We start from the raw sequence: 20,546 nt of genomic DNA, 5'->3' as shown, positions 1-20,546 counted from the left end.
TGAGCACAGCGTCCCCAGCCGTGCCTTATCTGCCTAACAGGGCTTGCGTTTTTGCGGCAGTCCGGGTTTTCTCAGCGTAAATCCAACGATGGTGATAATATTCAACGATGGTGGAGATACTCGACAAACGCCGCCGCGCCGCACTGTTCCGAGAGCGGCTGACCGCGGCTCTGATGAGTTCGGGCCTGTCCCGCGCCGGGCTCGCCCGCGCCATCGCTGTGGATCGCTCAACCGTGACGCAGCTTTTGATGGCCGATGATGCGCGGATGCCCGGCGGCCAGGTCGTGGCTGCCACAGCCCAGGCGCTTGGCGTGTCATCCGACTGGCTTTTGGGCCTCACGGACCGGCCCGAATTGGCCGGCGATATCCTCGCCACCAGCCTGTCGGTGACCGAAACCGGCCGGGCCAGCGCCATCGATGACCAAATCTTTGCCTGGCATGAAGAGGCCGCCGGGTTCAAAATCCGCCATGTGCCCGCCACCCTGCCCGATATGCTCAAAACTCACGGCGTGATGCGGTGGGAATATGCCCCCACGATGAACCGCCGCCCGGATCAGGCGATTGGCGCCGCCGAGGCGCGGCTCGACTGGATGCGGAGCAGTCAAAGCGACTACGAGATCGCGCTGCCGATCCATGAGCTGGAGTGTTTCGCCCTCGGTCAAGGCTATTACACCGGGCTCAGCGCGGCGCTGCGCCGTGAACAGATCGACTGGATCATTGACGTCTATGACCAGCTTTACCCGACGCTCCGACTGTTTATTTTCGATGCCCACCGGGTGTTTTCCGCCCCGATCACCGTCTTTGGCCCGAAAATGGCGGTGATCTATATGGGCCGGCATTATGTGGCCTTCCGGGATCGCGACAGGGTGCAGGGGGTGAGCCAGCATTTCGACTGGTTGATCCGCGAAAGCCTGGCCTCTGCCCGGCAGATCCCCAAGATTCTCAGCGCGCTCCGCAACCGCATCGAGGATTAGCGCGGCTGCCCCACGGCCCGGCCCAACCCGTCAGGTGGCGGTAGATCGGCATGTGCCCCCGATGCGGTCGCCAGAAACTGCCCAACCTCCTCCGGTGGTGCGGCGGGACGCCGGGTCGCCAGATCCACATGCAGCAGCATCTGCTCGCCCGTGGCCACCAGGTCCGCACCACGCCGCATCTCATGCCAAAGGTGCAGCCGCTTGCCACCGCCGTCCAACACCCGCGTGGTCACGGTGATCTGATCGCCGATATCGACCTCGCCCAGATGACGCAAATGCGTCTCGACCGAAAACACGCTCTGCCCCGCCGCGATGCAGTCCGCGTCCATCCCAGCCCAAAGCAACAAACGATCCGTCGCATTGGAAAACGCGGTTAGATAGTGGGTCTCGTTCATATGCCCATTATAATCCACCCAATCCGGTGGCACCTGCCGGTCCAGCGTTACGGGCGGCGCGCTCATATCCGGTATCGCGGGCGCAAGCTCCGCCTCATGGGCCGCCAGCACGGCCCCAATCCCATCCGCGTTCCGCGCCTTCAAGGTGCGCAAAACCGCAACCGCCGTTTCCGGCGGCAGCCCGGTAAGAATGGGTGCCGTGTCCGGCGCCACCAAGACGCGCATTCCAATGCTTTGCAAGATCGACCGGGCCTTGGCCAACACCGGCTCCGGCGTCTTCCGACCCGCCTGCAAGACCACATTCGGCGACAACCAGATCGGCCCCTCGGCGGTTACGGTCACGATCTGCTCTGGCCGCGTTGCGCAGTCCTGCAGTTCATCCGCATCCGCGCTCTCAGACCGCGCCGCGATGATGGCATCTGCGGCCAAACTGGCTTGGATCGCTTGGTACATTTTCCGCTTCAGCGCCAAACGGTCGGGCAATCCATCTTGCACCCAATCGACGCCACTCACGGCCTCGGCTAAGCTGTCGTGATAGGTGATGGCACCGGCCGGGGGCAAAGCCACGTCATAAAGCGCGGGCAGACATGCGCGTGCCGCGAGAATCGCCCCGCTCAAACGCGTTTTGGCCTTTGGTGCAGGGTCGAAGACCCGCACATGCCACCCCATCAATGCAAAGCGCGCGGCCCAACCAACACCGGTCTTACCAGCACCCAAAACGGCCATCTGACCCGTCATGCGATCCCCCTTGGCCTGACGTTCGGCAAGCGTAGCGGCGCTTGGTCCTGCGGCTCAATAGGGCATCGGAATCGCACGATGCGTGGTGTTGATTTCGGCCAACACTTCGTCCGATAGCGTCACCTCCAACCCGCTCAAAATATGGGCCAGTTGGTCAGAGGTCGTCGCCCCGAGGATCGCGCAGACCGGGAAGGGCCGCTGCACCGTGAAGGCCAGCGCCATGTGGATCGGGTCAAGCCCATGGCGGGCGGCGATCTCATGATACGCGGCCACCGCTTGATCGGCCCGGTCGGTTTTGCGGCCACTCAGTGTCTCGTTCAGCGACATCCGCGAGCCCTCGGGCACCGCACCGCCTTGGTATTTGCCGGTCAGAAGCCCCGCCGCAAGCGGTGAGAAGGCCAAAAGCGTGACATGTTCATTGACGGCCAGCTCTGCCAAATCGCTGTCAAACTGTCGGCAAAGCAGGGAATACTCGTTCTGGATCGACGCAATGCGTGGCAACCCGCGCGCCTCGCTCAGGCGCAACCACTGCGCTGTGCCCCATGCGCTGTCATTCGAGAGCGCGAGATGCCCCAATTTGCCCGCTTTGACCAAACTCTCCGCCGCGTCCAGCACATCGCCCATATGCGCCAGCGTCGCAGCCTTGTCTTGCCCCGACGGGTCATAATCCCAGATCTGCCGAAAATGGTAGGAGCCCCGATTGGGCCAGTGCATTTGGTAAAGATCGATCCGGTCGGTGTTCAACCGTTTCAATGAGCCTTCAAACGCCTCCAAAAACGTCGCGCCGGTGATGTCCTGCCCGGGGCGCACAAACCCCTCATTTCGCCCGGCGACTTTCGTGGCCAGCACGAAATCCGCGCGGCGCGCCGGATTGGCCGCGATCCAACGGCCGAGAATCGCTTCGGTATGGCCAACGGTTTCCGCCCGGACCGGGTTTACCGGATACATCTCGGCGGTATCGACGATGTTGATCCCCGCCTCCAGGGCCATATCCATCTGCCGAAACGCGTCGGCCTCAGGGGTCTGACTGCCCCAGGTCATCGTACCCAGGCAGTAGTTGGTGATCTGGGTCGTGCTCTGCCCAAGGGGGATCATCTTCATCGCTGTTGGTCCTCGCTCTGCCTGTCCGGCCCCAGAGGTAGCCATGCGGGCGCAAGAGACAAGTCGAAACCCGGGCCGCGCTGCAATAGGTTACAAAGACCGCGCCCTTGGCGGTTTTTTGTAGCCTGTTCTGCAGCCCACGCCGTCCGCCCGACCCGCCCGTCCGGTCGCCACGCGCGCCCAACCGCCCGCTAAGGGCTCCCGGCAGGGGGCGCGCGGCGGGCGGTCCCGCCGCCCCGTTTGCGACATCCCGAAAGACGCAAACCCGCCAGACCCGCCAAAGCACCCATGCCAGTCTTCCCCCAAATCACAGACCTGTCCCATGCGCCTTATCCTTTCTTTCACCGCCCTTTTTCTCTCGGTCATCCTTCTCCAACTCAGCTCCGGCGGCGTCGGCCCGCTCGATGTTCTCTCCGGTACCGCGCTTGGCTTCACCAATGGCCAGATCGGCCTTCTCGGTTCGGCCCATTTCCTGGGTTTTTTCATCGGCTGCTGGTGGGCGCCCCGCCTGATGGGGTCGGTCGGCCATTCCCGCGCCTTCGCCGCCTTTACCGCGACTGGCGCCATCGGGCTTCTCGCGCATATGCTGGTGATCGATGCTTATGCCTGGGCCGCGATGCGGATCGCTTCGGGCATGTGCGTTGCGGGCTGCTACACGGTGATCGAGGCCTGGCTGCAATCCAAGGTCACCAATGCCACGCGCGGCCGCGCCATGGGCACCTATCGCATGGTCGACACCGGCGGATCGCTGTGCGCGCAGCTCCTGATTGGTGTGCTCGCGCCCGCCTCCTATGTCTCGTACAACATCCTCGCCATCCTCTGCTGCGCCGCCCTTCTCCCGCTGACGCTGACCCGCACCTCGCAGCCTGAAACCCCCGCCGCCCCGCGGCTTCGGCCCATCCTCGCCTGGCGTCTTTCGCCCTTGGCGGTGGCCGGCGTGGTGGTCGCAGGTCTCGGCAGCGCAGCCTTCCGGATGGTCGGCCCGCTTTATGGCCAAGAGGTCGGCCTTCGCCCCGATCAAATCGGCTTTTTCCTGGCCGCCTTCGTGCTCGGCGGCGCACTGATGCAGATCCCTGCGGGCTGGTTGGCCGACCGATATGATCGCCGTTGGGTCTTGATCGGCTTTTCCGCTGCCGCGATTTTCGCCAGCGCCACCACCGCCGCCCTTGCAGGCCTCGGCACCCTCGCGGTCTTCAGCGGCGCGCTCCTTTTCGGCGCCCTGACCTTCCCGATCTATTCGATCTCGGCTGCCCATGCCCATGACTGGGCCGATGACAGCCAGCGGGTCGAACTCTCCGCGGCGCTGATGTTCTTTTTCGCCCTCGGGGCGATCATCGCGCCTTATGCCAGTTCGGCGTTGATCACCCTCTTCGGACCGCCCGCGCTCTTTGTCTTCATCGGTGCAAGCCATGTGCTCTTGCTCCTCTACGGGCTCTACCGGATGGGCCGGCGCGCCGCCGCCGAAAAGCGCAGCCCTTATGTCTGGATTCCGCGCACCTCGTTCCAAGTGGGCCGTATCTTCCGCCGACCTCGCTGAGCTGTGACGCGTCTTGCGCGGCAACCCGTGCTAAGCTGCCGAAACCACCATCGGAGCTCGTGCCATATGCTGCGCCTCATCCTCGCCCTTACCCTTTGCCTCCTCCCCCTCGGCCTCGGCGCCCAACCGGTGCGCTATGAGCTGGAGGTGGACAGGTCCAATGTCGGGTTCACCTATCGGTTTGGCGACAGTACGGATAACGGTACGATGCCGGTGAGCGCCGCCGATCTGTTGATCGATCTCGACCGCCCGGCCCGATCGCAAGTTGACGTGACCGTCGATGTCAACGCCGCCCGAACCGGATTTTTCCTGGCAACACAGGCTTTGCAGAGCCCGCAAGTGCTGGATGCCCGCCGCCATCCGACGATCCGGTTCCGATCCACCCGGGTCGTGCCCGAAGGCGCAGGCGCGCGGATCGAAGGCGAGATGACCATCCGGGGCGTCACCCGGCCCACCACGCTCATGGCGCAATTCTATCGCCAGCGCGGCACCGAGGCCGGGGATCGTCGTCGCCTGTCGATCTTTCTGACCGGCTCGGTCAGCCGCGCGGCCTTTGGCGCGACGGGCTATGCGTCCGAGGTGGGCGATCAGGTCGATCTGCGCATCCTCGCCCGCATCCGCCGATCAGACTCCTAGCCCATCACCGCGCCCGGCGCGGCACCATGCTATCGGCCAATCTGATCATCTCTCCCAGTTGCGCGCTCAGACTTCCGGGCCGATACGGGCTGCCCTTCGCGCGGGCACGGCGGGGCAGAAGCGCATGGGCGTGATCAACGAGAGCCGCAGCGACGGCGTGCGGGTCTTCCGGTTCTGGCCCACAGTTGTCATCGGGCCTGAGACGCTGGAGCTTTTCCAGAAGCACGCCAAACGCCCGATCGTCCAATCCTATCTGTTTCATCGCACCCTCCCTAGCCTGTCGCCTGGCTCAGCGTTTCGACATTTGGATCCGTGTCGATCGGCAAGAGCCGCTCGCGCCTGAGCTGGTGCAGATCCGCGTCGCAGGCGCCGATGGCCACTTGCGGCATGTGGCGCGACACACGACCGGACTCGCGACTTGGCGGACGTCTCACCTCATCACCCCAGAAATACTCGCCCTCCGAGACCGAGGCGCGATTGGCGATCACACGCACATCCGGGCAACCTTCACCACCGGGGCAAATCTGAAATTTGGCGACCCATTCAAGTTTCTGGCCCGCATATCCAGGCGAATAGGAGATCGACAAGCCGCTGCCCGCGCTCGGGCTGGCCGGAAAACCCGACCCCGACCCAGAACCCGATAGCGAGAAACTCGCGTCTTTGCCCTTCGCCGTTGTCACGCAGGCCACCAAGACCCGTTTCCCAATGGTTTCGCCCGCCTCGTCGCAAGGCCAATCCATTGTGCTGTGCTTCACCGAGGAGGTCAGATGATGCCAGCCGTCATACCAACTGTCGCCATCCCCCGCGATTGGGTCGAAATCAATCCAGAGCCGGTTGCCGGTCTGTTTGACCTCAAGCTCCCACCTGAAAATGCCACAGGCATCATGATCCCCCGGGCTGTCATCCTCCCAAACCGAGCCAAGACCCACAACATGACGATACGCCATTGGAAATCTCCTTATTTGCCAAATAACTGTTCGGTAAAATCGGACAGACCAGGGCAAAAACACCGGCTCTGGCTGAGGCGAAAGATACCATAATTGCCGGATAAAAGACATCCGGCGGGGGATATGCTGGCCCTCGCCCGGCAGTTGGGCTAGAGCAGGCAAAACGACGGATCAGACCAGACGGGGCCTCCCATGGCGCGCACGCTCATCACCTCGGCAATCCCTTACATCAACGGGATCAAACATTTGGGCAATCTGATCGGCAGCCAATTGCCCGCCGATCTCTACGCCCGCTATCTACGCGCGCGGGGCCAAGAGGTTTTGTTCCTCTGCGCAACCGACGAACACGGCACGCCTGCGGAACTCGCCGCAGCCAAGGCGGGCAAACCGGTTGCAGAGTATTGCGCCGAAATGTGGGAGGTTCAGGCGCGTCTGGCCGAGGGTTTCGGGCTGTCTTTCGACCATTTCGGGCGCTCGTCCAGCCCGCAGAACCACAAGCTGACGCAGCATTTCGCAGGCCGTTTGGCCGAGGCTGGGCTGATCGAAGAGGTGTCTGAGAAGCAGGTCTATTCCAACGCCGATGGCCGGTTCTTGCCAGATCGCTATATCGAAGGCACTTGCCCCAATTGCGGCTATGACAAAGCCCGAGGCGATCAGTGCGAAAACTGCACCAAGCAGCTTGATCCGACCGATCTGATCGAGCCGCGTTCGGCGATTTCTGGCTCGACCGACTTGGAAGTGCGCGAGACCAAGCACCTGTATCTCCGCCAATCCGCACTTCGCGGGCAGTTGAGCGACTGGATCGATAGCAAAGCCGACTGGCCGATCCTGACCACATCGATTGCCAAGAAGTGGCTGAACGATGGCGACGGGTTGCAGGACCGCGGCATCACGCGCGACCTCGACTGGGGCGTGCCAGTGAAGCGCGGCGAAGAGCCCTGGCCCGGCATGGAAGACAAGGTGTTCTATGTCTGGTTCGACGCGCCCATCGAATACATCGCTTGCGGCACGGAATGGGTCGATGCGGGCAAAGGCAGCAATTGGGAACGCTGGTGGCGGACCGACAAAGGCGCCGATGATGTGCGGTATGTGCAGTTCATGGGCAAGGACAATGTGCCGTTCCACACGCTGAGCTTTCCCGCCACGATTATTGGCTCGGGCGAGCCGTGGAAGCTGGTCGATTACATCAAATCTTTCAATTACTTGAACTATGATGGCGGGCAGTTCAGCACCTCGCAGGGGCGCGGCGTGTTCATGGATCAGGCTTTGGAGATTTTGCCCTCCGACTACTGGCGCTGGTGGCTTTTGAGCCATGCCCCCGAGACCTCTGATAGTGAGTTCACCTGGGAGGCGTTCCAACAGGATGTGAACAAAGACCTGGCCGATGTGTTGGGCAACTTCGTCAGCCGGATCACCAAATTCTGCCGCTCGAAATTCGGCGAGGCGGTGCCAGAAGGCGGGTCGTATGGCCCGCAGGAAGAGGCGTTGATCGCCGACCTGCAAAGCCGCCTGACCGCCTATCAAACCCATATGGACGCGATCGACATCCGCAAAGCCGCCGCCGAGCTCCGGGCGATCTGGACCCTTGGCAACGAATATCTGCAATCCGCAGCCCCCTGGACCGCGTTCAAAACCGACCCAGAGCGTGCCGCCGCGATCACTCGGCTGGCGCTGAACCTGATCCCGTTTTACGCGACGCTCTCGGCACCGTTCATCCCCGATGCGGCCCAAACGATGCTGACCGCGATGAATGCGGACGCCGACTGGCCCGAAGATGCTGTATCAGCGCTCGCCGCCTTACCCGCCGGCCACGCATTCACCGTCCCCGATGTGCTCTTCTCTAAAATCGCCGATGACGCGCGCGAAGAGTGGCAGACGCGCTTCGCCGGTGTGCGAAGCTAGCAGGGCCGGCGTGGATAGCGGCGACCACCGCTAACCTCAGCGCAGCACCGCGCCGGGGTTCATGATGCCCTTGGGGTCCAGCGCCTCCTTGATCGCCCGCATTGCGGCCAATTTCGCAGGATCGCCATAGCGCTCCAGATCCTCGACTTTCAGCCGCCCGATCCCATGTTCGGCGCTGACCGAGCCGCCCATTTCATGGACCAGATCATGCACGCAGGTCTTGATCGCGCCGCGCTCGGCCTCGTGGTCCTCACGGCTGCGGCCCTGCTCCGGAAACACGTTGTAATGTAGGTTGCCATCGCCCAGATGGCCAAAGCAGTTGATCCGATAGCGCCCGATCTGCGCCAACCGCCCCGGCGCTTCGGCAATGAATCCGGGGATCGCCGCAACGGGCACCGAAATGTCATGGCTAGAGATCGACCCAATCCGCCGGTTCGCGATGGGAATGCTTTCCCGGAGGGTCCAGAACTCCTGCCGCTGCGCCTCTGATTGCGCGATAACGCCATCGGTGACGACACCCGCTTCAAACGCCTCCGCAAACAGCGTTTCCAAGGCTTCTGCCGGGTTTTGATCGGCGCCAAGGCCCAGATCGATCAGGCACATCCAATCAGGCCGCTCCACAAATGGCTGGCGCAGATCGGGTCCAACCTCATCGAGAAATGTGAGCCCCATCCGCCCGATCAACTCGAACCCGGACACGCCATCGCCGATCCGAGCCTGGGTCATTCGCAAAAGCTGTAATGCCGCGTCCGGATTTGGCACCACCATCATCGCCGCCCCGGTCTGCGCCGGTTCCGGAAAGAGCCGAAGCGTGGCTGCGGTGATCACGCCAAGCGTGCCTTCGGCCCCGATCAACAGATGGCGCAGATCATAACCGGTGTTGTCTTTCCGCAAGGGCGATAGCCCGTGCAAGATCGTGCCATCGGGCAAAACCGCCTCAAGCCCCAAACACAGATCACGCGCATTGCCATAGCGGATGACATTCACGCCGCCCGCATTGGTCGACAACAGCCCGCCGATCCGCGCCGAGCCTTGGCTGGCCAGTGTCAGCGGGAAGATCAGCCCCTCCGCCCCGGCCGCATCATGTATATCGGCCAAAATGGCCCCCGCTTCGACGGTCATTGTCGCGCCGACCGGGTCCAAGGCGCGGACCGCCCGCATCCGTTCCAGCGACAGGACAATTGGTGCCGGGCCATCACCGGCAAGTTGTCCGCCGACCAGGCCGGTTCCGCCACCATAAGGCACCACCGGCGTGCCGCTCTCGGCGCAAGTGCGGATGATCGTCGCCACCTCTTCGGTTGATCCGGGTGCCAAGACTGCCAGGGCCTGTCCGATATATCGACCACGTGGCTCTTCCAGATAGCGCGGTTCCGCGGCCCGGAAGACAGCCGCAGGGAGCGATTGGCGCAAGATGGTCTCGATCTCTGACATCACCCTCTCCGGCATAGCGACCCGGAATTTTGAAAGATTCCGGCCCGAATTCTTGCAAGAATTCGGCTACCCGACATCCGTTCGTCCGCGCCGATCATTGCGGAGATTGGCATAGAGCACATGGTTCCGCCACCTCCCGTTGATCTGCAAATAGCTCTGCGCGACGCCTTCATATTTGAAGCCGGATTTCTCCAAAACGCCGCGCGAGGCGATGTTTTCGGGCAGACAGGCGGCCTCGACCCGGCTCAGATCGAGCGAGCGGAACGCATAATGTACAACGGCCAGGATCGCCTCTTGCATATAGCCCTGGCGCGCATGGGCCTGCCCGATCCAATAGCCGAGCGTGCCCGCTTGGGCTGGCCCGCGACGGATATTGTCGAGCGTGATTGCACCCAAAAGCGTATCATCAGACCGCCGGACCATAAAAAGCGGCATTGCCGAGCCTTGGCCGATCGCCCGCTGCGCCCAATAGACCCGGTTGGTGAAGCTTTTCCGGGTCAGGTGATCGTTGGCCCAAGACGGCTCCCAAGGCTGCAAGAACTGCGCCGAGCCCTGCCGCAGCCAGGTCCAGGCCCGGAAATCGGAATGCTGCGGAAGGCGCAGGGTCATCCGCTCCGTCTCGATCTTCGGTCTGCGTTTGCGGGCGAGCATCAGGCGGCCAGGCGCTCCGTCAGTTGGGTCAGATCAGGGGCGCGTTCCACCGGGCCATAAAGCGCCATCGCGGCTTGGCGGGCAGTCGCCAGATCGGCGCCATACGACCGCAAACCGGCCAAATCGACGCCATCGATCCGGGCAATGGTTTCTTCAAGCGGCGGCACACGGTTCCAGATCGCCACCAGACGCGCCAGCCGCTCGGCCCGCGCAGACGGGCTTTCGAGACCCATCAACATGCCTGCCTTCATCTGCGCCCGTGCCCGGTCAAGCTCGGCCTGACTCATATCGTCAGCGGCGCGTTTGATCTCATCCATGGTCAGATGCGCCAGTTCGGGCAGGTCTTCGGCGCCCGTGCCAGCATAAATCGTGGTCATCCCGGTGTCGTCATAGCTGCCGACCTGGGCATAGATCGTGTAGCAGAGCCCACGCTTTTCGCGGATTTCTTGGAACAGGCGGGACGACATGCCGCCGCCAAGCGCCGTCGCATAGATTTGCGCGGTATAGATATCGTCAGAGCGATAGCCCGGGGCCTCAAGCGCCAGGGTGAAATGTGCCTGTTCCAGGGTTTTCACTTCGCGCCGCTCGCCGCCCGCGAACTGCCCCGGCTCGGGATGTTTCTGCCCGCAAGGCGGCAGATGGCCAAAGATGCCTTCGGCCAAGCGGACGATCTGGTCGTGATCCACCGCGCCTGCGGCCGAAAGGATCAACTGCCCCGGCCCGTAATGTTCGGCCACAAACCCTGTCAGATCGGTTTGGCCGAAGCCGCGCACCCGGTCGGTCGGGCCAAGAATGGTGCGACCAAGCGCCTGCTCTGGATAGGCCACCTCTTGCAGCCAATCGAAGATGATGTCGTCAGGCGTATCTGCTGCCTGGCCGATCTCTTGCAGGATCACACCGCGCTCAACCTCAATCTCATGCGGATCAAAGGCCGGGTTGAGCACGATGTCGGCAATCAGATCGAGCGCAAGCGGCACATCGTCTTTCAAGACCCGCGCGTAATAAGCCGTGGTCTCGCGGCTGGTATAGGCGTTGATATAGCCACCCACATCTTCGATCTCTTCAGCGATCTGCAAGGCGCTGCGCCGGGCTGTGCCTTTGAACGCCATATGTTCCAGGAAATGGGCAATCCCGTTTTGCTCGACCCGTTCATGACGCCCGCCCGCATTGACCCAGATGCCCAGGGCCGCAGATTGCAGGCCCGGCATATGCTCGGTGACGATGCGCAGACCGTTCGCAAGCGTGTGCAGTTGAACACTCATGCCATGACCTCGCCGCGGATCAAGTCTTCCAACGCGGCCAGATCGTTTTCCACGCGCGTCACCCGCTCGGGCCGGTCGAAGAGATCGGCCATCCGTGCGGGCAGCGGCGGATGGATGCCAGTGGCGGCCTTGACCGCATCGGGGAACTTCGCCGGGTGGGCGGTGGCCAGCGTGATCATCGGGGTTGCGCCGAGATGATCTTGCGCGACCTTCACCCCAATGGCGGAATGCGGGCAGAGCAACTCTCCCAGATCGCTGTTGGCCTCGGTGATCATCGCGGAGGTCTCCGCCTCCGACACCCGGCCCGAGGCGAAAAGATCGCGGAGTTGGCCAAGCGCGCCTTGCGAGATGTGGAAGCCGCCGCCAGATTTCAACTCATCCATCAGCTGCGCCACGGCACCGCCATCCCGGTCATAGGCATCAAAGAGCGCGCGCTCGAAATTGGAGCTGACCTGAATATCCATCGAGGGGCTGATCGACGGCGTCACGCCCTCCGTCACATACGCCCCGGACGACAGCGCCCGATGCAGGATGTCATTCTGGTTGGTGGCCACAACCAGCTTCTCGATCGGCAACCCCATCTTCTTGGCGATGTAACCCGCAAAGATATCCCCGAAATTGCCGGTGGGGACGGTGAAACTCACCTTGCGATGCGGCGCGCCGAGCGAGACGGCAGAGGTGAAGTAATAGACAACCTGCGCCAGCACACGGGCCCAGTTGATCGAGTTCACACCGGCGAGTTTCACCCCGTCACGGAACTCGAAATCATTGAACATGTCCTTCAGCCGCGCCTGGCAATCATCGAAATCGCCGGTGAGCGCGAGCGCATGGGTGTTGGCTTCGCTCACCGTCGTCATCTGGCGGCGCTGCACGTCGGAGACGCGGCCATGGGGGTAGAGGATGAAGACCTCGACCGCTTCCAGGCCTCGGAACGCCTCCATCGCGGCGGAGCCGGTATCGCCAGAGGTCGCCCCCACAATCGTCACCCGTTCGCCGCGCCGAGTCAGCGCGGTCTGGAACAACTGGCCGATGAGCTGCATCGCGAAGTCTTTGAAGGCGAGCGTCGGGCCGTGGAACAGTTCCAGAAGGAAATGGTTGGGTTGCAACTGCACCAGCGGCGCGCGGGCGGCATGGCCAAACCCGGCATAGGCCCGGGCGATGCAATCGGCGAACGCCTCATCGGTGAAACAGTCCCCGATGAAAGGCCGCATGACGCGGAAAGCGACCTCTTCATAAGACAGCCCTGCCAGCGCCGCGATATCACCCTGAGACATCACCGGAACCTCGGCAGGCACATAGAGCCCCCCGTCGCGGGCGAGCCCGGTCAGCATCGCCTCTTCAAATGTCAGTTCAGGGGCCGCCCCCCGCGTGGATACATAGCGCATGACTTTGCCTTTAGATCGTCCGACGCCTGATACGCCAGAGAAGATAGAGTGTCATCCCCAACCAGATCAGCGCCAGTGAAAACCAGGTGACCGCATAGCTTAGGTGATCGTTCGGGATGCCACTCGTGTCGACGGGCAAGGGCGTCAAAGCGCCCTCTGATTGCGACATCTCGCGGGCAATCATCAGGATCGGCTCGGTCCCAAGCGCCTCGGCCAGGGCGGGCACGTCGCGCGCGAACCAGATATTGACGTCCAGATCGGGCACAGGCGTTGAGCCGGTAACCTCGTCTGGCCAATGCAGGTTGCCAGCGATCGTTACCGAACCGGTGGGGGCGACCGGTATCTCCTCGGCCACGCGGATGAACCCTCGGTCGAGCAAAACCACCCGACCGTCGGTTTCGAAGGGCGAGATAACGCGATACCCGGCGCCGATGCGCCGCTGACTGACTAGGACGCGGATGAACACATCGCTGACGACCCCTTCGGCGGCGACCGGCAGATAGCGATCCGCTTCTGGGTCAGGATTGGCGGGGATCGCCACGGGGGCCGCGGTGATCCGCGCGTCGATATCGGCCAGCACCGCCTCTTTCCAGGCCAGGCGCTGCATCTGCCAGACACCGAGCGAGATCAGAATGGCCGCGCCGCCAAATCCGAAAAGCAAAGGCCAGATCAGTCGTGTCACGTATCCGTCTCCAATGAGAAAGGCCTGCCCGAAGGCAGGCCTCTCCGAACCCACAAACGTCGTCGGTCAGAGGTCAGCCAATGCCCCAAACATAGACCGCGGCAAAGAGGAACAACCAGACCACATCAACGAAGTGCCAATACCAAGCCGCGGCTTCGAACCCGATATGTTTCTCGGCGGTGAATTGCCCTGCCCGCACCCGGAGGTAGCAAACAAAGAGGAAGATTGTCCCGATGATCACATGGAGCCCGTGGAAGCCGGTCGCCATGAAGAAGGTCGAGAAGAACTTGTCGCCGCCAAAGGTCCAATCTTTGTGAACCAGCAACTCGACATATTCATACGCCTGCAAGCCGGTGAAAGCGATGCCGAGGATAATGCCGATCAGCAGCCCGTGCTCGACATCCTTGCGGCTTTCGTTGTGGACCAAAGCATGGTGCGCCCAGGTCACGGCACAGCCGGACAGCAACAAGACCAGCGTATTGATCAGCGGCAGGTGGAAGGCATCGACCTGATAAAACTCCGCTGGCACATATTCCGATGCCTCATAGATGTTCATCGGGTAAATCGCGTGTTTGAAGAAGGCCCAGAACCACGCGGCGAAGAACATCACCTCGGACATGATGAACATGATGAAGCCGTATTTCAGGCCGAGCCGCACGACCGGCGTGTGATCGCCCGCATTGCTTTCAGCGACCACATCCGACCACCAGCCGAACATCACATAAAGCACCGCGACAAAGCCGATCAGGAACATCCATGGTCCCGAGCCATGCATCCACAAGACAGCACCGGCGAGCATCACAAAGGCCCCAATGGACGCAATCAACGGATAAATTGATGGCGGAAGGATATGGTAGTCGTGGTTTTTCACATGGGCCATGGGTTTGGTCCTTTGGCTTCTTGGTTAGTTCGTGGCGCCGCTCAACGCGGCGTATTCTTCTGGTATGTCGGTGACATGGAACGTGTAGGATAGCGTAATCGCGGGGGTGCCATTGGCCTCGGGATCGTCGATCAAGGCCGGGTCGACATAGAACGTCACCGGCATCTCGACCCGTTGACCAGGCTCCAAGATCTGCTGCTGGAAACAGAAGCATTCGATCTTCGAGAAATAGAGACCGGCGTCAAAAGGCGCGACATTATAGCTGGCGGTGCCGGCAATCGGCTCGTCCGTCGGATTATACGCTTCGTAGAAGACCAGCCCAGTCTCGCCCAGGCGAATCTCCATCGACTGGGTCATCGGGCGGAACTCCCAAGGCATATCGCGGGCCAGGCTTGCATCGAACCGCACCAGAATCGTCTGATCCAGGATCGTATCGCTCTCTGTCTCAGAAACACTGGTAGTGCCGCCATAGCCCGTGACCCGACAGAACCAGTCGTAAAGCGGAACGGAGGCCCAGGCCAATGCTCCCATGAAGACAGCGACGCCGACAAGCTGCAAAACGGTTTTATGATTCCGATCCAAGGTCACTGGTTGCCCTCCACTGGTGGGGTAATCGATACACGGGGTTGATGGTCAAAGGCTTCCATGCTCGCCCCCTGCCGGATCTTCGCGACGGTCAAGCCAAACACGATCGCCATGAATCCGACCAGGCACAGCGCTACGCCCAGATTGCGGCCAAACCGGCGTTTGTGCAACTCATGGGTTTCGGTAATCGGCATCACCAGAACCCAAAACCAGTGGCGCGCAACGCGGCCTCGACCAAAAGAGCGACAAAATGCAGGAAGAGGTAATAGAGCGTGAAGCGGAAAAACCGTTTCTCGACCGCATATTCATCCGCCTCGGCGACAGTCTCCGGGCGATTCCAAATCGTCCACGCGCCTTTCAGGAAGAGAACGTTTAGCACCAAAGCGGTCGCCAGATAGACCGGCCCGCCAATCGACGTAAAGGCCACACCAAGCGCCACAGGGACCAGCGGCAGCGTGTAGAAGAAAATCTGCCGTCGCGTTTCGGCGCGGCCATGGGTAACTGTCAGCATGGGCACATTGGCCTTGTGGTAGTCGGATTTCATGAACAACGCCAAGGCCCAGAAATGTGGCGGCGTCCACATGAAGATAAGGCCGAACATCAAGAGCGATTCAATCGACACCCCACCGGTCACCACGGCCCAACCGATCATCGGCGGGAAGGCCCCCGCCGCGCCGCCAATGACGATATTCTGCGGCGTCGAGCGTTTGAGCCACATGGTGTAAATCACCGCGTAGAAAAAGATCGTGAAGGCGAGAATACCGGCTGCGACCCAGTTGGTCGCCAGGCCCAACATCGCCACCGACATGACCGAGAGCGCGATACCGAGGCCCAGAGCCTCACCCGGCGCAACCTTGCCCGACGGAATCGGCCGCCCGGCGGTGCGTTTCATCACCCGGTCGATATCAGCATCATACCACATGTTCAGCGCGCCCGAGGCACCGGCCCCAATGGCAAGAAACAAGATCGCGGCAAAACCGATCATCGGCGGCACCGATCCCGGCGCGACCAAAAGGCCGACCAGCCCCGTGAACACGACCAAAGACATCACGCGCGGTTTCAGAAGCGCAACGTAGTCGCCAAACTGGGCTTCCCCAGTCTGGGCGGCGACCGTATTTGCAGTGGCATCACTCATCAGAGCGCCTATTCGACCGCTGCGAGTTCGATATAGGCGGGCGCACGGGTCCCGGTGGAGGCAAATTGCTGCGCCTCGCCGGCCAGCCAGGCGTCATATTCCTCAGGCGTCACGGCAAAAACAGTGATCGGCATATAGGCGTGGTTCACGCCGCAAAGCTCGGAACACTGACCGAAATAGATGCCTTCCTGGCCCGGATCGACTTCGAACCACAATTCGGCCAAGCGGCCCGGCACGCCATCTTGCTTCACGCCAAAGGCGGGAATGGTCCAGGAATGGATCACATCGGCGGCGGTCACCTGCATGACAATGGTCTGCCCCGTCGGAACGACGACGGCGGTATCGGTGGCCAGAAGGTACTCGTCTTGGCTATAGCCGAATTCTTCCAACTCGTCTTGGGCCAGCATGAAGCTTTCGAACTCAAGGCCCTCTTCGGGATACTCATAGCCCCAGTACCACTGATAGCCCGTCGCTTTGATCAAGACATCGGCTTCCGGGATGGTCTGCTGCTTGAACAGCACGGGCAAGGAAAACCCACCGATCACGAAGAGGATTACCAATGGCACAACCGTCCAGGTGATCTCGATCTTTGTGTTATGGGTAAAGGTCGCCGGTTCCGGGTTGGCGCGCTCATTGTGGCGCAGGATGGTCCACGCCAAAAGCGCTACGACGAACAGCACAATCGCTGTGATGATCACCAGGAGGAAGTTGTCGAGCGCTTGCAGTTCACGCGCCAATTCGGTCGCAGGTGGTTGAAAATTCACGCCGCCGGGCACCGGCGCGCCGCGAATCTCTAGGCCTTCGCCCACGCTTTGCGCGCTGGCGGCTGTGGCCATAAGTGTTGCACCAAATCCGGCCCAGAGACCGTTCATCTTCGTCCGAAGTGCCATTCCGAATTGTCCTGTATTCGCGAGGCCACCTGATCAGGGCCAGATTGCATCCCGTTGCGTTCCAAGTTCGGTGAACCATATAGAGCGATAGGATTCAAGGCAGTGGTGAAAAATGTCTCACCTATGCAGATTGTTTTTGGTCCGCGGGCGAGGCTTTTGCCCTCCCGACCGGCCCATTTGAGGAGGCATCATGACCCAAGCCACACCGTTTCGCCCCTTTGAAACCTTGCTCGATGAGGCCGCCGCGCTGCGCATTTTGCGCGCGGCCACCGCGGGCGCCGAAGATGGCGAGTTGTTTTTGGAGCGGCGGCGCTCGGAGATGTTGGTGTTTGACGACGGGCGCGTGAAAACCGCGAGTTATGACGCCGGCGAAGGATTTGGCCTGCGCGCCGTGAATGGCGAGGTTGCGGGCTATGCCCATTCGACCGAGATTTCCGAGGCCGCACTCACCCGTGCGTCGGAAACCGCGCGGCTGGCTGTCGGCGATGGCGGCGGGGTCTTGGCCGACGCGCCGAAAGGCACCAACCGCAAGCTCTACACCGATGACGACCCGATGAGTGGGGCGGAGTTTTCGGTGAAGCTCGACACCTTGCAGGAAATTGACGCCTTCGCCCGCGCCCTTGATCCTCGGGTTGTGCAGGTTTCCGCGTCGATGGGCGCAAGCCTTCAAGAGGTCGAAATTCTGCGTCCAGAAGGCACACGGGTGGCCGATATCCGGCCCATGGTGCGCCTGAATGTCAGCATCATCGTCGAAGAAAACGGTCGCCGCGAATCCGGGTCGGCGGGTGGCGGCGGGCGCATTGGCCTTGCCGGGCTTCTGGGGCGGGATCACTGGGAAGATGTGGCCCGCGAAGCGTTGCGGATCGCGGTGGTGAACCTCTCGGCCGTTCCGGCCCCGGCGGGTGTGATGGACGTGGCGCTTGGGCCCGGTTGGCCCGGTATTTTGCTGCATGAAGCCGTGGGCCACGGGCTGGAGGGTGATTTCAATCGCAAGAAGACCTCCGCCTTTGCGGGGTTGATGGGGGAGCAGGTCGCCGCCAAAGGCGTCACCGTTCTGGATGATGGCACGATCCCCGACCGGCGCGGATCGATCACCGTGGATGATGAGGGCACGCCGTCCGGTAAGAATGTCCTGATCGAGGATGGCGTGTTGGTCGGCTATATGCAGGATCGGCAAAACGCCCGGCTGATGGGCGTGGAGGCGACCGGCAATGGGCGGCGAGAAAGCTTTGCCCATATCCCCATGCCGCGGATGACCAACACGTATATGTTGGGTGGCGAGGCCGACCCCGGCGACATCGTGGCCGATGTGAAAGACGGGATATACGCGGTTGGCTTCGGCGGTGGGCAGGTCGACATCACCAATGGCAAATTCGTGTTCAGCTGCACCGAGGCCTATCGGGTCGAAAACGGCAAGGTTGGCGCGCCGGTCAAAGGCGCGACGTTGATCGGCGATGGGGCCACAGCACTGAAGCAGATCCGAGCCATCGGTAACGACATGAAACTTGATCCCGGCATGGGCAATTGCGGCAAGAATGGCCAATGGGTGCCAGTAGGTGTCGGGCAGCCCACGCTGTTGATCGGCGGGCTAACTGTCGGCGGTTCAGCAGCCTAAGACGACCCGCACGCATCTAACCAAGCCGACCGCAAATCCAGGCGTCGCGGTGGTCTGCATGACCCGCACCGACGTACGAACCGCGCGCGCAGCGCGCCATGCCCAACGCGCGCAGGCCAAAGGCCGAGCGGGGCGGGAGCGCCCCCTCCCCTCGTAACGCTCCCTTAACCAATTTTCAGCTAGCGTGCCGAGCATGCATATGGAGCTAGACCCGGGCTTTGCCGAGCCGCCGGTGGGGTTCACCCCCGCGCCCAGCCAAGACAGCCGGGACCGGCTGGCACGGCTACAACTGATGCGCTCCCGCCGGGTCGGCCCGGTCACATTCCAACGGCTGCTCGCCGATCACGGCTCTGCAGCAGCCGCCCTTGAGGCTTTGCCCGAAATCGCGTTGTCCGCAGGTGTCGCTACATACGCCATCTGTCCCGAGAGTGTGGCGCTGGCCGAGATGAAAGCGGCCAAACGTGCTGGCGCATCGATGCTCTGTTTAGGCGATGACGCATACCCGGCCCGTCTGGCCAGCCTGTCCGATGCGCCGCCGGTTCTCTGGGCGCTTGGCGACACGACGCTGTTGCAACGGCCCATTATTGCGGTTGTTGGCACGCGCAACGCCTCCTCTCTTGGCGCCCGGATGGCGCGGCGCTTGGCGGCAGATCTGGGCGCGGCGGGCTATGTGGTGGTCTCCGGCCTAGCGCGCGGGATCGATGCCTTGGCGCATGCCGCAACAGTGGAGACGGGCACAATCGGGGTCCATGCCGGTGGCCTAGATGTGATTTACCCGGCGGAGAACGCCAAACTGGCCCAGGATATGGCCAAAACCGGCTTGCGGCTGAGTGAACAGCCCTTCGGCCTCGACCCGCAAGCCCGCCATTTCCCGCGCCGGAACCGGATCGTCTCCGGTCTAGCACAAGCGGTTGTCGTCGTCGAAGCCGCGACCCGCTCCGGCTCGCTGATCACGGCGCGCTTGGCGCTGGAGCAGGGCCGCGAGGTACTGGCGGTGCCTGGCCATCCGATGGACACGCGCGCAGCAGGGTGCAACCTCCTGATCCGCGACGGCGCGACCCTTGTGCGCAGTGTCGAAGATGTGTTGGAGCAGATCGGCGCGCCCGATCCGCAAGCCGCTCCGCCGCTTGCGGATCCTGCGCCCACCCCGGCACCTGAAACGATGACCGTGCCCGGCAAGGCGATAGGCCACGACGACCTGACCAACCGTATCTTGACGCAGCTCGGCCCCTCCCCCACCGCCGAAGATCAGTTGATCCGCGATCTTGGTTTGCCGGCATCAGACATCACCCGGGCGCTGGCCCAGATGGAGTTGGCTGGCAATATCGAACGTCGCCCTGGTGGCTTGTTGACGCGGGCAAGTTAGCAGCCTCACTCGCTCAGAAGCCCGCCGTAATGCTTACAATCATATGCCCACCACCACACATCTGTTGCGCCGATCACAAACTCAACGACCTCCCACCGCGCCGGGCTCTGGTGGAAGAATGCCTCGATCCGCGGGCCATCGATTGTGTCCAATGGAAGACCATCGCGCAGCACCATCGGCGTGGTTTCCATATCGATCGGCGCCCCCATCGGGCGCTGCGCCGCCACGCGGGCGAAGGCGCGATCACCATCGACCTGCAGCGAGGTCACGACAAACTCAACCGGCGCGCCAAGATCATATTCGACAAGCGGTCGGAGCGTATCGAGCAACTCCCCCCGCAAAGCCGAACCAGGTGGCAAATCCACCGGCTCCGCCGACGCCGGCAAAACACAAATCATCGCCATGAGAACCAAGAAGAACCGCATCATAAAACC

General features: G+C 62.2%; 21 protein-coding genes. 6 read left to right on the top strand and 15 right to left on the bottom strand.

The features are described from left to right. Positions 1-107 precede the first annotated feature (107 nt). Entirely contained in the window at positions 108-974 is an 867-nt protein-coding gene (locus GTF44_RS13505) for a helix-turn-helix domain-containing protein (protein ID WP_171561838.1), read from the top strand. Here GTF44_RS13505 and GTF44_RS13500 read toward each other — a convergent pair. Then, positions 971-2,107: a thioesterase family protein gene (locus tag GTF44_RS13500; RefSeq protein WP_171561841.1), complete on the bottom strand. Its 1,137-nt coding sequence runs from the start codon at positions 2,105-2,107 to the stop codon at positions 971-973. The genes GTF44_RS13505 and GTF44_RS13500 overlap by 4 nt on opposite strands. 54 nt (positions 2,108-2,161) lie before the next feature. Next, a complete protein-coding gene (locus GTF44_RS13495) occupies positions 2,162-3,208 on the bottom strand; it encodes an aldo/keto reductase (RefSeq protein ID WP_171561844.1) in 1,047 nt (348 codons plus the stop codon). A gap of 322 nt (positions 3,209-3,530) precedes the next feature. Here GTF44_RS13495 and GTF44_RS13490 point away from each other — a divergent pair, with 322 nt between their 5' ends. Both GTF44_RS13490 and GTF44_RS13485 read left to right on the top strand, forming a co-directional pair. Next, entirely contained in the window at positions 3,531-4,745 is a 1,215-nt protein-coding gene (locus GTF44_RS13490; protein WP_171561848.1) for an MFS transporter, read from the top strand. A 66-nt stretch (positions 4,746-4,811) separates the two neighbouring features. Then, a complete protein-coding gene (locus GTF44_RS13485; protein ID WP_171561851.1) occupies positions 4,812-5,381 on the top strand; it encodes a YceI family protein in 570 nt (189 codons plus the stop codon). Positions 5,382-5,385: 4 nt separating this feature from the next. On the opposite strand, the gene GTF44_RS13480 is transcribed toward GTF44_RS13485, so the two are convergent. Both GTF44_RS13480 and GTF44_RS13475 read right to left on the bottom strand, forming a co-directional pair. Then, positions 5,386-5,643 carry a hypothetical protein gene (locus GTF44_RS13480; RefSeq protein WP_171561854.1) on the bottom strand — a complete coding sequence of 86 codons (258 nt, stop codon included), beginning with the start codon at positions 5,641-5,643 and terminating at the stop codon, positions 5,386-5,388. 10 nt (positions 5,644-5,653) lie between these two features. Beyond that, a complete protein-coding gene (locus tag GTF44_RS13475; protein WP_171561857.1) occupies positions 5,654-6,328 on the bottom strand; it encodes a hypothetical protein in 675 nt (224 codons plus the stop codon). Between the two features lie 192 nt (positions 6,329-6,520). On the opposite strand from GTF44_RS13475, the gene metG reads away from it, so the two are divergent. Further along, positions 6,521-8,230: a methionine--tRNA ligase gene (metG, locus tag GTF44_RS13470; protein WP_171561860.1), complete on the top strand. Its 1,710-nt coding sequence runs from the start codon at positions 6,521-6,523 to the stop codon at positions 8,228-8,230. 36 nt (positions 8,231-8,266) lie between these two features. Here the strand turns inward: metG and GTF44_RS13465 are convergent, their stop codons facing one another. The 10 genes from GTF44_RS13465 to coxB form a co-directional block, all read right to left on the bottom strand. Continuing rightward, positions 8,267-9,661, bottom strand: coding sequence for an FAD-binding oxidoreductase (locus GTF44_RS13465; protein WP_253261306.1), 1,395 nt, complete (start codon positions 9,659-9,661; stop codon positions 8,267-8,269). A 66-nt stretch (positions 9,662-9,727) separates the two neighbouring features. After that, positions 9,728-10,312, bottom strand: coding sequence for a GNAT family N-acetyltransferase (locus GTF44_RS13460; protein ID WP_145216467.1), 585 nt, complete (start codon positions 10,310-10,312; stop codon positions 9,728-9,730). Beyond that, complete coding sequence (locus GTF44_RS13455) at positions 10,312-11,574, bottom strand: pitrilysin family protein (RefSeq protein ID WP_171561866.1); 1,263 nt, start codon at positions 11,572-11,574, stop codon at positions 10,312-10,314. Before GTF44_RS13455 ends, GTF44_RS13460 begins: the two co-directional genes overlap by 1 nt. After that, positions 11,571-12,959, bottom strand: a complete 1,389-nt coding sequence (thrC, locus tag GTF44_RS13450; RefSeq protein ID WP_171561868.1) for a threonine synthase — start codon at positions 12,957-12,959, stop codon at positions 11,571-11,573. Before thrC ends, GTF44_RS13455 begins: the two co-directional genes overlap by 4 nt. A gap of 10 nt (positions 12,960-12,969) precedes the next feature. Continuing rightward, entirely contained in the window at positions 12,970-13,641 is a 672-nt protein-coding gene (locus GTF44_RS13445; protein WP_171561871.1) for an SURF1 family protein, read from the bottom strand. 73 nt (positions 13,642-13,714) lie between these two features. Continuing rightward, positions 13,715-14,521, bottom strand: a complete 807-nt coding sequence (locus GTF44_RS13440) for a cytochrome c oxidase subunit 3 (protein WP_145216452.1) — start codon at positions 14,519-14,521, stop codon at positions 13,715-13,717. Between the two features lie 24 nt (positions 14,522-14,545). Next, positions 14,546-15,109, bottom strand: a complete 564-nt coding sequence (locus GTF44_RS13435) for a cytochrome c oxidase assembly protein (RefSeq protein ID WP_145216449.1) — start codon at positions 15,107-15,109, stop codon at positions 14,546-14,548. Beyond that, positions 15,106-15,300 carry a hypothetical protein gene (locus GTF44_RS13430; RefSeq protein ID WP_145216446.1) on the bottom strand — a complete coding sequence of 65 codons (195 nt, stop codon included), beginning with the start codon at positions 15,298-15,300 and terminating at the stop codon, positions 15,106-15,108. Before GTF44_RS13430 ends, GTF44_RS13435 begins: the two co-directional genes overlap by 4 nt. Next, positions 15,300-16,241, bottom strand: coding sequence for a heme o synthase (gene cyoE / locus GTF44_RS13425; RefSeq protein ID WP_171561873.1), 942 nt, complete (start codon positions 16,239-16,241; stop codon positions 15,300-15,302). Before cyoE ends, GTF44_RS13430 begins: the two co-directional genes overlap by 1 nt. A gap of 8 nt (positions 16,242-16,249) precedes the next feature. Then, positions 16,250-17,077, bottom strand: a complete 828-nt coding sequence (gene coxB, locus GTF44_RS13420) for a cytochrome c oxidase subunit II (RefSeq protein ID WP_145217617.1) — start codon at positions 17,075-17,077, stop codon at positions 16,250-16,252. Positions 17,078-17,321: 244 nt separating this feature from the next. On the opposite strand from coxB, the gene tldD reads away from it, so the two are divergent. Then, complete coding sequence (gene tldD / locus GTF44_RS13415) at positions 17,322-18,746, top strand: metalloprotease TldD (RefSeq protein ID WP_171561870.1); 1,425 nt, start codon at positions 17,322-17,324, stop codon at positions 18,744-18,746. Positions 18,747-18,945: 199 nt separating this feature from the next. Next, positions 18,946-20,112 (top strand): DNA-processing protein DprA, encoded by a 1,167-nt coding sequence (gene dprA, locus GTF44_RS13410; RefSeq protein ID WP_367383407.1) that lies wholly within the window; start codon positions 18,946-18,948, stop codon positions 20,110-20,112. A 5-nt stretch (positions 20,113-20,117) separates the two neighbouring features. Here dprA and GTF44_RS13405 read toward each other — a convergent pair whose 3' ends face one another. After that, positions 20,118-20,540 carry a hypothetical protein gene (locus GTF44_RS13405; RefSeq protein ID WP_171561867.1) on the bottom strand — a complete coding sequence of 141 codons (423 nt, stop codon included), beginning with the start codon at positions 20,538-20,540 and terminating at the stop codon, positions 20,118-20,120. Positions 20,541-20,546: the final 6 nt, after the last annotated feature.

The sequence above is a fragment of the Roseobacter sp. HKCCD6576-2 genome (genome assembly GCF_013179285.1).
Classification (GTDB): Bacteria; Pseudomonadota; Alphaproteobacteria; order Rhodobacterales; family Rhodobacteraceae; genus Rhodophyticola; species Rhodophyticola oceani.
This window is presented reverse-complemented; position numbering and strand designations above follow the sequence as displayed.

Coding starts and splice junctions, on each gene's coding strand:
- GTF44_RS13505 (WP_171561838.1), top strand. CDS start 108: ATGGTGGAGATACTCGACAAACGCCGCCGCGCCGCACTGTTCCGAGAG.
- GTF44_RS13500 (WP_171561841.1), bottom strand. CDS start 2,107: ATGACGGGTCAGATGGCCGTTTTGGGTGCTGGTAAGACCGGTGTTGGT.
- GTF44_RS13495 (WP_171561844.1), bottom strand. CDS start 3,208: ATGAAGATGATCCCCCTTGGGCAGAGCACGACCCAGATCACCAACTAC.
- GTF44_RS13490 (WP_171561848.1), top strand. CDS start 3,531: ATGCGCCTTATCCTTTCTTTCACCGCCCTTTTTCTCTCGGTCATCCTT.
- GTF44_RS13485 (WP_171561851.1), top strand. CDS start 4,812: ATGCTGCGCCTCATCCTCGCCCTTACCCTTTGCCTCCTCCCCCTCGGC.
- GTF44_RS13480 (WP_171561854.1), bottom strand. CDS start 5,643: ATGAAACAGATAGGATTGGACGATCGGGCGTTTGGCGTGCTTCTGGAA.
- GTF44_RS13475 (WP_171561857.1), bottom strand. CDS start 6,328: ATGGCGTATCGTCATGTTGTGGGTCTTGGCTCGGTTTGGGAGGATGAC.
- metG (WP_171561860.1), top strand. CDS start 6,521: ATGGCGCGCACGCTCATCACCTCGGCAATCCCTTACATCAACGGGATC.
- GTF44_RS13465 (WP_253261306.1), bottom strand. CDS start 9,661: ATGTCAGAGATCGAGACCATCTTGCGCCAATCGCTCCCTGCGGCTGTC.
- GTF44_RS13460 (WP_145216467.1), bottom strand. CDS start 10,312: ATGCTCGCCCGCAAACGCAGACCGAAGATCGAGACGGAGCGGATGACC.
- GTF44_RS13455 (WP_171561866.1), bottom strand. CDS start 11,574: ATGAGTGTTCAACTGCACACGCTTGCGAACGGTCTGCGCATCGTCACC.
- thrC (WP_171561868.1), bottom strand. CDS start 12,959: ATGCGCTATGTATCCACGCGGGGGGCGGCCCCTGAACTGACATTTGAA.
- GTF44_RS13440 (WP_145216452.1), bottom strand. CDS start 14,521: ATGGCCCATGTGAAAAACCACGACTACCATATCCTTCCGCCATCAATT.
- GTF44_RS13430 (WP_145216446.1), bottom strand. CDS start 15,300: ATGCCGATTACCGAAACCCATGAGTTGCACAAACGCCGGTTTGGCCGC.
- cyoE (WP_171561873.1), bottom strand. CDS start 16,241: ATGAGTGATGCCACTGCAAATACGGTCGCCGCCCAGACTGGGGAAGCC.
- coxB (WP_145217617.1), bottom strand. CDS start 17,077: ATGGCCACAGCCGCCAGCGCGCAAAGCGTGGGCGAAGGCCTAGAGATT.
- tldD (WP_171561870.1), top strand. CDS start 17,322: ATGACCCAAGCCACACCGTTTCGCCCCTTTGAAACCTTGCTCGATGAG.
- dprA (WP_367383407.1), top strand. CDS start 18,946: ATGGAGCTAGACCCGGGCTTTGCCGAGCCGCCGGTGGGGTTCACCCCC.
- GTF44_RS13405 (WP_171561867.1), bottom strand. CDS start 20,540: ATGATGCGGTTCTTCTTGGTTCTCATGGCGATGATTTGTGTTTTGCCG.